At 59.7% G+C, this 13,538-nt stretch carries 13 protein-coding genes; 6 read left to right on the forward strand and 7 right to left on the reverse strand.

Annotated elements, in window-relative coordinates; all coding sequences use genetic code 11:
• The 5 genes from ROS217_RS22255 to ROS217_RS22275 form a co-directional block, all read left to right on the forward strand.
• A partial coding sequence (locus ROS217_RS22255) for a strawberry notch C-terminal domain-containing protein (protein WP_009820246.1) occupies window positions 1-1,686 on the forward strand: 1,686 nt, incomplete at its 5' end.
• Between the two features lie 121 nt (window positions 1,687-1,807).
• Complete coding sequence (locus ROS217_RS22260; protein WP_009820247.1) at window positions 1,808-2,194, forward strand: DUF6878 family protein; 387 nt, start codon at window positions 1,808-1,810, stop codon at window positions 2,192-2,194.
• Between the two features lies 1 nt (window position 2,195).
• On the forward strand, window positions 2,196-2,657 hold the full coding sequence (locus ROS217_RS22265; protein ID WP_009820248.1) for a DUF6915 family protein: 462 nt from the start codon (window positions 2,196-2,198) through the stop codon (window positions 2,655-2,657).
• A 100-nt stretch (window positions 2,658-2,757) separates the two neighbouring features.
• The gene (locus ROS217_RS22270; RefSeq protein ID WP_009820249.1) at window positions 2,758-3,060 is read left to right on the forward strand and encodes a hypothetical protein; all 303 of its coding nucleotides are present in this window, start codon (window positions 2,758-2,760) and stop codon (window positions 3,058-3,060) included.
• 124 nt (window positions 3,061-3,184) lie between these two features.
• On the forward strand, window positions 3,185-3,913 hold the full coding sequence (locus tag ROS217_RS22275; protein WP_009820250.1) for a DUF736 family protein: 729 nt from the start codon (window positions 3,185-3,187) through the stop codon (window positions 3,911-3,913).
• A 443-nt stretch (window positions 3,914-4,356) separates the two neighbouring features.
• On the opposite strand, the gene qatD is transcribed toward ROS217_RS22275, so the two are convergent.
• From qatD to ROS217_RS22305, 6 genes are all read right to left on the reverse strand, one after another.
• Window positions 4,357-5,115, reverse strand: coding sequence for a Qat anti-phage system TatD family nuclease QatD (qatD, locus tag ROS217_RS22280; RefSeq protein ID WP_040652249.1), 759 nt, complete (start codon window positions 5,113-5,115; stop codon window positions 4,357-4,359).
• Window positions 5,108-6,448 (reverse strand): Qat anti-phage system QueC-like protein QatC, encoded by a 1,341-nt coding sequence (qatC, locus tag ROS217_RS22285; RefSeq protein ID WP_009820252.1) that lies wholly within the window; start codon window positions 6,446-6,448, stop codon window positions 5,108-5,110. The genes qatD and qatC overlap by 8 nt, the downstream gene beginning before the upstream one ends.
• The gene (qatB, locus tag ROS217_RS23290) at window positions 6,445-7,308 is read right to left on the reverse strand and encodes a Qat anti-phage system associated protein QatB (RefSeq protein ID WP_157046756.1); all 864 of its coding nucleotides are present in this window, start codon (window positions 7,306-7,308) and stop codon (window positions 6,445-6,447) included. The genes qatC and qatB overlap by 4 nt, the downstream gene beginning before the upstream one ends.
• Complete coding sequence (qatA, locus tag ROS217_RS22295; RefSeq protein WP_009820254.1) at window positions 7,308-9,236, reverse strand: Qat anti-phage system ATPase QatA; 1,929 nt, start codon at window positions 9,234-9,236, stop codon at window positions 7,308-7,310. Before qatA ends, qatB begins: the two co-directional genes overlap by 1 nt.
• A gap of 139 nt (window positions 9,237-9,375) precedes the next feature.
• Window positions 9,376-10,284: a restriction endonuclease gene (locus ROS217_RS22300; RefSeq protein WP_009820255.1), complete on the reverse strand. Its 909-nt coding sequence runs from the start codon at window positions 10,282-10,284 to the stop codon at window positions 9,376-9,378.
• Window positions 10,281-11,507: an ATP-binding protein gene (locus ROS217_RS22305; protein ID WP_009820256.1), complete on the reverse strand. Its 1,227-nt coding sequence runs from the start codon at window positions 11,505-11,507 to the stop codon at window positions 10,281-10,283. Before ROS217_RS22305 ends, ROS217_RS22300 begins: the two co-directional genes overlap by 4 nt.
• Window positions 11,508-12,238: 731 nt before the next feature.
• On the opposite strand from ROS217_RS22305, the gene ROS217_RS22310 reads away from it, so the two are divergent.
• Window positions 12,239-13,168: a DUF2493 domain-containing protein gene (locus ROS217_RS22310; protein ID WP_009820257.1), complete on the forward strand. Its 930-nt coding sequence runs from the start codon at window positions 12,239-12,241 to the stop codon at window positions 13,166-13,168.
• 33 nt (window positions 13,169-13,201) lie between these two features.
• Here ROS217_RS22310 and ROS217_RS24565 read toward each other — a convergent pair.
• Window positions 13,202-13,538: hypothetical protein (locus ROS217_RS24565; protein WP_217623025.1), on the reverse strand; the 337-nt coding region annotated here is incomplete at its 5' end.

The following is a 13,538-nucleotide window of genomic DNA, read 5'->3' on the forward strand; positions in this document are numbered from 1 at the left end:
GGCGCGCTGGTCGTCTCGCGCGAAGCGCTTGCCCTGCGCGATGCGGCCATGATGGAGTTGATGACGCTGTCCCCGATCCCTTCGGCGCTGGATCAGATCCTCTGGGCCTTTGGCGACGATGCTGTGGCCGAAGTGACCGGAAGGTCGATCCGACCTCTGAAGGCGGACGATGGCCACCTCTTCATCGAGAAACGCGCCGCCAGCAGCAATTCATCCGAGACACAAGCCTTCATGGACGGCGAGAAGGATATCCTTATCTTCTCCGATGCAGGCGGTACGGGCCGGTCCTATCACGCGGCGCAAACGGCGAAGAACCAGAAACGGCGCCGGCACTACCTGTTGGAGCCCGGCTGGCGCGCCGATGCGGCCATCCAGGGGCTGGGCCGCACCCATCGCTCGGCCCAGGTCAGCGCGCCCTTCTTCCGCGTCTGCACCTCGGATGTGCATGGCGAAAAGCGTTTCACCTCGACGATTGCCAAACGCCTCGACCAGCTGGGGGCCTTGACCAAGGGTCAGCGCGAAACCGGCTCGCAGGGCATGTTCCGCGAGGAGGACAATCTGGAAAGCCCGATCGCGCGGGCGGCGCTGCGTGGGTATTTCGCCGATCTTGCCGCCGGACGCGCTGAGGCGATGAGCTACGAGAGCTTCACCGACTGGACGGCCCTGCGGCTGATCGACAAGGACTGGGTGCTCCTTGAGGAGCTTCCCCCGATCCAGCGGTTTCTGAACCGGGTTCTGGCCCTTCCCATCCACATGCAGAACGCGCTCTTTGCCGAGTTCATGCGCCGGATCGCTGATCAGACCCAACGGGCGCGCGCGGCCGGCACGCTCGATCTCGGCGTGGAAACCCTGCGCGGCGAAAAGATCGAGCAGGTTTCCACGGAGGATCTCTGGACCTGCCCGAAATCCGGCGCCGTGACGCGGATCATCGGGCTCAAGGTGACGGACCCGGTCCATGTCCTGGGCGCCGAAGAGGCCATATCTCGCAATCCGGACAAGCTGCCGATGGTCAATCGCGCCTCCGGTCGCGCGGCGCTCATCTCGGCGCGGCCCATGCAGATGTATGACGAGGACATTGTCACGCTGATGCGCAAGGCGGTGCGGCCAAACGGGTCGAGCTATCTCGAAGAGGCACGGTTTGAGTCCTCGGCTTGGGAAGAGATCGACAGGCCCGAGTTCGCACGTCTTTGGGATGCAGAGGCTGCGTCCTTGCCAAAAACCACCACGACCAAGCTCTACCTGCTGACCGGGCTGCTGCTGCCGATCTGGAAGGACATTCCGACCACCAATGAGCGCATCTACCGGGTCACGCCCGATGGGGCGACCGCCATGATCGGGCGCACGCTGAGCGAGGAAGGAGCGGCCGCGCTGCGCGCCCGCTTCCTCGTCTCCAACCCGCAAACACCGCAGGAGATGCTGACCGCCGCCCTCGGCACCACCGCACCTGTCGATCTGGGCCGGGGTCTCACCCTGACCCGCCGCCGCGTCGCAGGCGAGATGCGTCTCGAGCTGGGCGGCGCGGACAAGGGCATGATCGACGGCCTCAAGGCCGCCGGCTGCTTCACTGAGATCATCGCCTTCCAGCTGCGGGTGTTCCTGCCGCATGGAGACGGGATCGACACGGGCCGCATTCTGGCTCGGATCGTCGGGCAGGGAACCACCAAAGCGGCAGAACAAGCCGCCTGAAAAGTCAAAGCGGGCTTCCGGTCGGGCGTCGCGGATCTGGGTTTCACCGGTCTGCGCTTTCCGGCCGCGCGCTGACCAATGCCACGCCCGGCCCCCCAATTACAGACAAGAGGACAGACCCATGACCAATCCCCAGATCGACTATGCCGCACTGGCGGCTCAGTGGCGCGCGGAGCGTGAAACCACCCTGAAGGCATCCCGAACGGAGCTGCTCGCACAACTACGTGCGCTTGGCATCAGCGAGGTCACTGCCGAATACGAAGGCTATGGCGACTCCGGCAATGTCGAGGATGTGACGGTGCAGCCTGCAGAGGTCAAACTGTCGGAGCCGCTTGCCACAGAGGTGGGCGATTTCGCCTGGTCGCTCGCCTATCACCATCACCCGGGGTTCGAAAACAACGAGGGCGGCTACGGCACGCTGACCTGGGACTTGCGCAACGACAGCATCACGCTCGATCACGCGGACCGCTATGTCGAATGCTCGCACAGCTATGACGAGGGGCTTTGAGATGGCCCATCCGCTTCATCATGCTGAAAGCTCTGCCCGGAAATTCGGCGGGGCACCGTCCGATTATCAGGCTGTGCACGATTGGTTTGACGCCTCGAAAGAGCACCTCGCGCTCTTCACGCACCGAGCCATGCGCCATCATGCCCAAGGCCTGTTTGAAGCCGAACGTGTCTTCGGCCTGACCCTGACCAATAGCGCAGGTCGGGACATTCCCGTGCGCTGGATCGGCGAGCAGCATGTCCGCGAAGACTGTCAGGGCCGTATCCCGAGCATGGCGGACTGGCTGCGACGGATACAGCCCGAGCCATGGATGGCCAATGGCCACATCGACCGGCATGCCGGCGATGAGCCCTGCGGCGACCCAAGGGTTGCCTGGGCCTCCGAGGTCGCCGCCGGACGAACGGTTCTTGGCCTGAAAGATTGGATGGCGGCGCGCGCGACGCAAGCCACGCAAAGCGCCTGACAGGTCTCGGCCGTTTGCCAAACAAATGCTGCATGGAAGCCCGGTTGGACGACCGGGCTTCTTGCGTCGTTTCCCCACCATTCTTCGTAAGGAGGATCGCATGACACTCGATGAAATCAAGGCCGCCGTCGATGCCGGGCAGACCGTGCACTGGGCCAATACCGGCTACGTTGTCCACAAGGACCGGCTCGGTCAGTACCTCATCACCTATGTGCCGAATGGTAGCTGCATCGGCCTGACAGACCGGAGCGGGCAACGGTTGAACGGAAAAGAGGCGGAGTTCTTCATCGCGCGATCGGAGGACAGCGTTGAAAATCCGGGCAGCCAATCAAGACCAGACGGGCAGGGGAGGGGCGTAGCACCCGGAGGCGCGGGGGCATTCCCGCTCGGACGGCAGCTCTGACCCGTGGGCGGGGCTGAAAGGAAAGCAGGCTTTCTGATTTGTGATCCCTCAAGGGGTCGAGAAAGCAATCCCGGATGCGTTGGCAAGAACGTCAGGCACCGGCCAATCCAAAAGGAACCATCCCATGTTCGCAGGAACCCTCACCCGCAATGTCGAGACCGCAGCCGCTCAGTACACCGGCATGATCCACTCGACACGCTTTGACATCGCCATCCAGCTTGAAACCCGCCCGAAGATGTCCGAGCGCAGCCCGGATTTTGACGTGACGGCAGTCAACAAATCAGGCCGCAAGGTGCGCATCGGTACGGCCTGGAACGAGACCGGCAATACCAGCGGCAACCCCTACATCTCGATGCAGATCGATGTCGGCTTGGGTCCGTTCCGGGTCAACGCGGTGCAGACGAAAGAGGCGCGTGCGGCCCAAAGCGGCGCGTTCGAGATCATCCCGCTGGTCTTGAACGGCCTGATGAAATCCGGCTCGATCTCGGGCGAGCTCACCGCCATGGACGCCGACAACGCCTTCACCGGCTACATCGCCAACATGATGTTCGATCTGGAGTTCATGCTTATCGAGAACAGCTACAAATCCGAGGAGACCCACCCCGATTACCGGATCGAGGTCAGCTCGCCGCGTGGCACACCGATCCGCGTCGGCTCGGCCTGGATGGCGAAAAGCAGCCGCACGGGCAATGACTACCTGTCGCTGCTGATCAACACGCCCGATGGCGACCTGCGCGTCAACGCTGTGCAGAACGAAGAGCAGCGTGGCGGCCAGACCTTCTCGATCATCCCGTTCATCGACAGCGGTGAGCAACCGCAGGACGCGGGCGCCGGGCTTTCGTTGGTCGCCTGATCCGGGTGAGAAAGCTCGATATCGAACTGGCAGAGGGGAACCGTGACGACACGGTTCCCCTCTTTTCGTGTCAGTTCGAGTCAAGGACCTACTCTAAGCCCTGCCAGATCTGCGCTTACTGCTCCAAACCGATTTGCTGACCATTGGACTGTTGCGGAGCCGCCCAATCATATTACGATAATATACCAATGAAGACTTGTTTGTGAGCCCGCTGATGGCTGGAATACCAAGAACAGAACGCGTCTGGTTCGAGAGGTTTGACCTATGACCGTGCAGGAACCACGCGATTCTGTATCGAAGATTGGGCATGACGGGATCGACGATATCGCCACAAAGTACTTGGAAGCTCTGAAGCGGCCCGAACGCGAGAACGTTCCACTTCGTCCAGGTCACATTGTCTAGGGTTGGCTGAGCTTCGCGCAGTCTTGTTTGATTGGACATAATCAGTTGGCCAACAGTTCTGTCGCGGTCCGCCTAATCCGAGCTTCGGTCGCAGAGTTGTCCTTGCTATATGCATTTGCGATCAAGCGAATAGCCCCACGTACGTCACCAGGAGAATTGCCCCCCTTCTCATCGGACTGGAACGGGGCGTCCGTTTCCGTCAAAACGCGCTCCAGCGGAACGGTCTCAAGCAACTTACGCCCCTTCGGAGCCTGCAACATCTGTTCGTTGACTGAAAAGTAGCAGCCAAGATCCAAAGCCCTTCTGATCTCCGATTCTGAGGCATTAAACCAGTGCAACACTGGAACACACGTGCGATGCGCACCAGTTTGTTCGACGACGTCAAGTACCTGTCTGGCGGTTCGAACACTGTGAATGCTGATGACTTTATCGCCGAGCCTTGCGCATAGCGCCATCACTCGTTCGAACACAATCTTTTGACGTTCGAAGGATGGATAGAACCGTCGCCCGGCGTCTAGTCCAACCTCGCCAATATACCTTGTCGAGGGCGCCAGCTCTTCAAAGAGTGACAATTCCGACGCTCTTTGAGCGACCAGCTGCGGGTGCATTCCAAGGGCGGCACGCACGAAGTGGCCATTACGCGCCATGCCCTCATTTCGAGAAAAGGCTTTAGGTGTCGTCGTGACCGCGAGTGTAAGGCACCGCGCGGATTCACACCGCGCATATTCCGCGCGCATGTTCTGACAGAGATCGAGATGGCAATGGAAATCGACGGGGCCGGACCAATTCAAATCAGCCATGCACTGTCCTTACGCCTTCGAGTAGCTGTGATACTTCATCCATGCCACGGCGATACACATCGATATATAAGTCTAGTTCATCGCGGCACAGCGGCCCCGGCTTTTGCACGAGAAATCTGGCCCGAATGGGATTTTGCCGCAAGTTTTCAGCAGCAAACATAAAGGACCTGATATTCTTCCCGTCTGCCGACTTCGAGTCCAGAACGTCTTTCTTCAAGTCATCAAGAAAATACTTCGTGGTATCCGCTTCATCGAGCCCGACAGCGAGCGATGCGCGACGGATCAGGCAGGGGACGCAGCGTCCGCAATGCTGGGGCGGCGCGCTCTCGAAACGGACCTGTGCAGGGTGGGAACAAGACATTGAGACCGGAGCGAGTTCCGCAAGCAGGTCGCGATCACCACATTCTCTGGCCATCTCTCCCTTCGTCTTGAAACGATATGGATTTTCCAGCGTCACGTCGACGCCCAAAGCAGTGACCAGCTGCGACATCGATCGGATGAAATGCGGATGGGCCGTCCGCGTGCTAAGTGATCCGAGCCGATGGGCATCCATGGGTACGTTGAGCGCGATTAACCCATTTTCGGGGATAAGCACCTTGTTCGTAGAGGCGACGGCATCGGCAGCAACCACAGCCAGGCTGTAAAAAAGGAAGGAGCGCGCCCGCTGGTTGTTGTCACTTCCAGCTTCGGCAAAGTCCGACTTTCGGAAACCGATATAGGCCCGGACAGATTCGAACGCGCCGTCATGTCGTTCCTTCAATACCTCGAGCAACTGCCGTTGTGCGCTGGATGCCTCTCCGTCCCAGTAATGGCTGACCAAGAGCGGTCGTTGTCCGGAGGCGAGGAGGTCGATCGCGCCGATGAGACTGTCCAACCCGCCCGAGAACAGGCTCACCTGTGTGAAATCTGTGAGATCCATCTCTTCGGGTTGTTTCGTGAATGACTGAAGATCGTCCGGTCGACCCCGAAACGTGAAGCTCCAATGATCGCCGGTCAAGAATTGCAGCATCCGGGACAGGTGGTCTTGTTGGTGTCGCCAGAGATCTGGGTCCGCGACGGGAACGCTAAGACTAATCATGCGCGTCCAACCGTCATCGGCGTATCGTTCCCGCGAGACACCGGTGTCGGCGGCGTACACCGCAGTCGCTACGATCATAAGATCGACCGCGGCCTCGCTCGGCCTCGCACCTAACTTGAAGAGCCGGTCCAGCAGCTGCCCTAAGCCCCTGTCGAGGTCACCAAAACTGTCGATCATATCGACGGTGATATCTGCCGCGCCCTGAGTAGATTCCTCGTCGTCGCAACCCAATCGTACAAAAACGTTCCGTCTCATTGCATGGTCTCCAGGACTGCGCCTAGCATGTCGAATGTATCGGCATAAACCTCGGAAATGCTTCTGTCGATTTCGGATTGTGTCGGACGCGATCCAACATCGAACCTGCTACCAAGAGCGTCTCTAACCCTTCCCTGCGTAAAATCTCGGGTGATCCGCTCGGCTTCCCGGAAATCGGCGTCGGACGCGGATCCGTGCAGCGCGTTCGTCCCGATTTCGTTCAAGACCTTTGTTACCACGCTCCGGGTGATCACGTCACATAGGAATTCATCGAGTTGATCTTTTGAAAGCTCATCGAATGCGCCGGGATCATCTTCCGCAACCTCTGCGATCGCTTCGAGCATCGCGTCACGGGCGATCGCTTCATCGATCGTCCCACCATCGGGGCAGATGATCTCCGCCACGGCTTCGAGGACCTCTGCGGCTGGACGGCCCGCAAGGCCCTGAAGGTCAAATCGGGCGAGCGCCGTCTCGGCACCTTCGTTCACAAAGGCGCTTGCGAGCCCGGCGACACCGGATGCAACCCGGGTAGAATGCGGCATTCGCCGTGCTGCCCCGGCACCGCCCCCCGCGGCGCGAACGTAACCCTTTAACGCCCGTCCGAGCGACTTGCTCCCGCCACCATTCGTAAATCGGGTGAACTGTCCGCGAGGATAGGTGAATGCGCCGCCGGGAGGGGCCACGGTGGGCGGCACCTGCGCTACGCCGCTCTCGTCCGAGGTCGAATTTTCGGTGTCAGAATGATCACTTCTGTCCTTACCGGACCCATCTTCACCACCGCCCATGCCCGGATCGACGCTGTCGACCCAATCCGGAACAAGGCCGGACGCGGGCCCGCCGTATGAACTCGACGTTCCCATTATCCTGTCCCGTTCTTACGGCCACTGCGGCTACCACCCGCAGCGAGCTGGAGTGGTTTGTTCTGATCAAGTTTGGCCCAGCCCTCCTTGAGTTTAGCAAACTCGCGCTTGGCCTCCGTCCTGGTGAAGATCTTGTCCCACCCCGCGGCCGCCCAAGGCCCTAGCTGACCGCTTGGTAGGTCGGCTAGAAGGCGAACAGTAGGGGTCTGGAGATTGGCGGATATTTTGCAAAGCTCCGCAAGGCCTTCGATGCCATCTGGTCGCTTCTTCAAGTCCGTTGCAGCCCTGACCCGTGCAGCCACCACGTCAAAGATCTGCTCGATCTCTCCTGGCGTGAGCTTTACGATTTCCACCGCAGCAGCGCGCGCGCCCAGGGTGCTGCCGCAAAGTTTCTCGATCCAGTCCTCTTTCAGCGCGAGATTAGAGCCAGCAGTGAAAAGCGCCTTGCGGTCTCGGGACACGAACAAATACGGGCGCAAATCCTCATCCATGAGGGCGGGAGCGACTAGAGCCCATCGTCTGACCCATTCACTAGAAAGGAGGTCATCCTCTGGGAGCTTGTCGGTTTGATCCTGATCCTTAGCGGCGGCCGGGTTTTTGGCTTTCTCGGACTCCTCATCATCCGTACGTAAAGCTTTTTCGAGTGCTGCAACGGTCCTGGATGAGCCACTGACAGCGGCCTCCGCCTCGAGACGTTCGAAGAAATCGGACTTGAAGCGTTCCGCGAGCATCAGTTTGGCGAGGACGGCGGGGTTCACTTCGTCTCCGATCCCGCGTGCGTCCGCGATCGCGAGACGGAGATTGAGAGTGTTTAGAAATCTCTTGATCTGCCTCGGATTTCCTTGAGCGCCCTCGGCCAGTGGCAACGCGAGTTGATCCGCTAGAATGAGCGCGTTCTCCAGTTCTGCCGAGACCGCGCCAAGACGCTCTTCAATCACGCCGCGGCTCAGACCGCTGCCGTCCCAAGGGCGTCTCAAGGCTTCACGACCCAGTTCGAGTAATGTCTTGAAGGGTGTCGAACCGGTGTCGAGCGAGCTTCCGGCCACGAGGAGCGTCAGATAAATCTTGGTCTCGACGTATCCCAGTGGAGGCAGACGGAACGGTACCTGAATGAGCTTTTCAAGGTAATTCCGGGCATAGGTCGACGGGCCGGATGATAGTGGCAAGTCCGGGAAATGAGACCTGACGGCGTATTCGATCATCCCCTCGTCGGCCGCGATAACAAAGGCCGCACCTGGCACGAACAGGAAAAGCCGTATCGCCTCAAGCGTCTCGATCGCGGTTGCGGGAAGACATCTGTCCAGATCGTCAACAACGACGACGAGCCGATCAATGTCCGCGGCCTCGAGGAGTTCCTCGAATTCCGCCCTGAAGGCATGGATGTGGGCGGGCAAGGTTTCGACTTCGGGGTTGTTGAGACAATCTGTGACATTCTTGACGTATCCCGTCATATCGCCAACTGTGAGATCTCCGCCACCGGCAAGGAGCTTCTTCCCCTGTTCCATCAGCCCGCTGAGCATGTCCGGGGACGGGATACCGGTGAGGCCGGTCAGGGCGAGACCGCCCGCCTTGGACGCGACCTTCATGAGATCGACGCGCTTAAGCAGCTTTTTTGACGTGTCTTTCAGCTTGGTTGTGGGCGTCCGATCCCGCAGCAATTGTTCGACGATCGTTTCGATTACGACGGTTTTCGCGTCTTCGAGGCCCTGGAACAGCCAGCCGTTGAACCGGATGACGGATGCGCGATCGTCATCCGAGAACGCGTCCTCCAGCATGAGCAATACGCTCGACTTTCCAGCACCCCAATCCCCATGGACGCCGACCGTGAGAGGTTCGGCACCGGAGTCTCTGATCACCTTCGCGACAGTCGCTGAGATGGCCTCCGAGTAAATCATGTCAACGGCGGTCTCGTTATCTGGAATAATCATGAAATTTCTTTTCCGTAGTGAATCATAATCCAAAAATTGTTGCTTTCGCGCGGCTCGTCTTTTTTTTGCCTGCTACCTGTTTAGTCGTGTACCTGCGCATCTTCGAGATCGTTGGTCGCACCTACTGTTTTGGATCTCATCATAGCAATTCTCGGACAGGAACGAACGCCTGATTGGTTTCGGCAGCTCGCCGCAGCTTTCCGTCAAGAACGTCGATCAATGAGAGACGGTTGTGAACGACCTGATGCAGATCGAAGCCATCGGCGCAGATTATGTTCGTGCGCCTACCCGTCCCAAAAGCTTTCAGGCCGTCTACTGAGAAACCAGAATTACTGATAAAGAGTCCACGCGTCCACGTCGCCTTGCCAGAGACTTTTCCAGAAAAGGTTAGCAGATCGGATTGCCCTGTGAGGCCAGCCTGCCATTTGGCTTCGACAAGGTAAGTCTCGCCGTGCAGCTTGAAACTTCCGTCAATCTGTTCTCCTGTTAGCTTAAAAGGTGCTCGCGGCGTTAGACCGTAGGCGGCAAAAAGTTCGGTTAGAAAGCCTTCATATTCGTAGCCGCGCCGCTGTGGAGGGTGGTCAAATAGGCCGATCAGTCGCGCCGATAGTGTTTTTGCCAGCTCATCCGACAGCGTGGTGGTCCTCGCTTCCGCCGGCGGCGTCTCCGGCTCGATTTGGTCACTCGGTAGGGAATCAAGAAATGCTGGATCGTTGAGCTCGGGCACCTTTAGCGATAGGCGCAAGAGGAGCACGTTTAATGCATTTACCTCCGCGCGGGTTAGCGGATCTCCTTTGCCTCTACGCCAGGTCATCGATTGCCGTACGATCGTCAACATCAATGAGCTAAACTTGTGTCGCCGCTGACCGAGGGTTGATGATAACATTTGGACGATTGCGGGGCGTTTGCTCCCGCCCGTCCACAGGTCTTGGCATTGGACTTGTGCAGCCGCCAATGGGAACGCGGTCCGGGAGTTTCCGCTCCCAGGCAAAAAGTTGTAGAGCAGGTCTGCTAGGTCCTCAACGCATTGTTCCTCGACGAGATTCATGAGCGGCTCCACAGGCATGAAAGCGGGGCCGCGAACATGTTCTCGCCGAACGGGACGACCTTATCGTGGTCGTAAAGAACCATTCCCTGGACGAATTTCTCTCCGCATGCGTCTGCGAGCTTGCGCATGCCTGAAAAATCTCCCGCCGAAACGGTGGCGGATGACTTTACTTCGATCCCGACGACCTCGCCGCGGCGGTTCTCCAACACGATATCGACCTCGTTCTTATCTTTATCCCTGAAATGCGAAAACGTGCACCTCTGTTCGCTCCACGTCGCGATCTTCCGCAATTCACTGAACACGAAGGTCTCCAGGATTGCACCGAAGCTCGTTTTGTCCTTACCGACCACTTCCGGTGATACATCGCGCATCGCCGCGAGGAGGCCCGCATCGAGAAAATGTAACTTGGGTGACTTGGTCAGGCGTTTCAGACGGTTTGTGAACCACGGCTTCAGGGTATGAACGAGGTAGAGGCTCTCGAAGACACTCACATACTTCTGCGTGGTGACATGATTGAGGTCGAGGCCGGCACCGATACCCGTGTAGTTGACTAACTGACCTGAGTGCTCGGCAAGCACTGACATGAGTTTTGGCATGATGGCGAGTTGTTCGATCTGTGCGACGTCACGGACGTCACGCTGGACGATCGCATCAAGATAGCTATGATACCAATCCTGCTTCCGCGACCATCGCGTTCGGCTGAGCGCTTCGGGATACCCTCCTGTAAGCACGTTGATAACGAGCTCGTCGCCTATGATCATGTGGTCGGCCGTCGGCTTTTCTCCGGTGAATGCTCGATCAATGAAGTCTGATTTAGTGCCCAGTATTTCTGCCTGTGAGAGAGGCAGTAACCGAACGACCTCCATGCGACCGGCAAGGGAATCCGCCGCTTTTGGAATGGTCATCAGGTTGGCCGAACCTGTTAGGAGGAACCGCCCTGGTGTCTTGTCGTCATCGACTAGGTTTTTAATGGCGAGTAGAAGGTCGGGCGCGCGTTGGATCTCATCGATCACCGCGCGGTCCAATCCGCGGACGAAACCGATCGGATCATTGATTGCTGACCGCAACACGTTGGCATCGTCCAATGTCAGAAAGGGTGTTTTGTCCGACGCGATGTCGGTTGCAAGCGTCGTTTTGCCGGACTGACGCGGCCCCGAGATGAGAACCACTCGGGTGTCGGACAGCGCCTCTTCCACTCTAGCCTTGGCAAATCTTGGGTACATCGTCGCACGGCTCCTTTCGACAGATTGAAAGTGCGCACCCGACCAATTGAAAGTCAAGCGCCGACTAATTGAAAGACAGGGCCCGACTAAACGAAAGCGTACAACCTCAAGCTCACAAGTTTATGATTCTGGCGACGATCCTGCCTACTTTGGAAACGCGAGTTTTTGGTCGTCTATCGTGAAGCTGGGCCTGTCGGCCTCCCCAGCTCGGCTTCGCGTGTCGCAGGGGAGAACGGCCCTACGGTCCGTCGCGCATTCGGCCATGCGGCCTCACCGCGGCGTCGCACCCGCCATCCCGGTTTGCCCGCCTCCCGAGCACGTCCCTCCCCGGCCGTTCCGCCGGATTGCGCTCTGGTCTGTTTTGGCCCGAGGCCAAAACGATCCCGCCACTTCATCCGTCTCCCGCGTCCGGTCGGGCCGTTTGCCTGCTCGGGTCGGGCAAACCTACCGTCAAAACACACACACATGAGTGCGGAAGCATATCCTCCGGATGGCCCCCAAATCAGCCCGCGTCAAGGATCGCAAAACTTTTCGGCGAGGGCGGGGCCAGTGGTGCGGGGCGGTCCCGTGCGTGAGGGCGTGAATGCGTCCGGTGCTGCGCGCGGAAAACTTTTGCGCCCGGCAAGCCGGCGGCTGCGCCGTCCCTGACCCGGGCAGATTCGGAAACCAGGCATTCGGCCATGCCCCCACACTCACGTGGTGGCCTTGGAAACGAACACTGGAGACCAGACATGGCTTACGATAACGCAAACACCTACGAGACCATCGAGCTTTTCGGACTGACCGAGAAGGACGCGCAGCTGCCGATCCCGGAGGATCACGTCCTGACCGACCGCATCATCCGCGAGAGCTTCGAGGCTTTGGTCGGTCAGCTGCGCGGGACCGGGCTTGAAGCCGAAATCGAACCGCTGGCCCATGGGCTCGCGACGATCCTGCAGCGCCGCAAGGTGGCGCTTGGCAAGGAGGTCGACCGCACCGCCGACAAGATCGGCGCGCTGGCAAAATCTCACGACGGATCGGAGATCGCCGAGACCGCGCTCGAAGAAGCGCAGGCGCGCTTTTTGCAGCTGAGGGAGATTGTCAGCGCCATCGAGGTGATGAGCGAGGCGGCGGCGGAATGCTACGAGGTCGAGACGGGCCACGCCTTCATCCCGGCAGCCGGGTCGCGCGCAAGCGTCCGGGCGCAGGAGACCGGGGCGGTATTCGAGGCGCGGCAGCTCCTGGAGCAGCACGACCGTGAAACCGCCGAGAAATCCAAAGTCGAGGGGGTTCCCCTGATCGTCTCAGGCGCCACCGACTGGACCGATGTCGATGTGATCTTCAACACGCTCGATAAGGTTCGCGAACGGATCAAGCAGAACCGCAATCAGGAGATCTTCCTCTGCCATAAGGGTGGCAAGCATGGGGCGGAGATGATCGCGGCTCGGTGGGCCCGGGCACGCGGGGTCGCACAGGCGCGCTTCGATCCGCGCTGGTCCGCGCACGGGCGGGCGGCACCGTTCAAGTGCAACGACGAAATGCTGGACGACAAGTTCGCGGCGACGGGAGTTGTACTCTTCGGCGGCAACGGGGTCGCGCTGAACCTCGGGCAGAAGGCGGAAGCGAAAGGCCTGACGGTCATGCGGGTTGCGGACCCGGCGAAGACGGCGTCGCAGGATTGAAGAGAGAGGGTCGCGCTTTGCGCGGCCCTTTCGTCATGTCTCATGGCGTGTGCGGTCGGTCACGCGTGACGGACGGGCTGCGGCGGCCAGCACCGTCACCCCTCTACCCGGTCCACCAGAGTGCGGCCCATCCGCATCGGTACGGGCTGGGGATGGTGCGCACCTCACGCACATCGTCAGCAGCGCAAGACGCGAGCGGTCGAGACGTCGCAAATGAGGCTGAAGACCTGCACGTCCCTCGGGGTGGGTGTTGCGGAACATTGCATCCACGCGGGCGGGCTCCGTCAGCACTCCGGCCAGGCTCGGCGGGACGCGGACGCGGATGGTGGCGGCTGCGTGATGGCAAGGGTCATCCGGTTCTCTCCTTTTT

Origin of the sequence: Roseovarius sp. 217, from assembly GCF_000152845.1 — a bacterium.
In the GTDB taxonomy this organism is placed as follows: Bacteria; Pseudomonadota; Alphaproteobacteria; order Rhodobacterales; family Rhodobacteraceae; genus Roseovarius.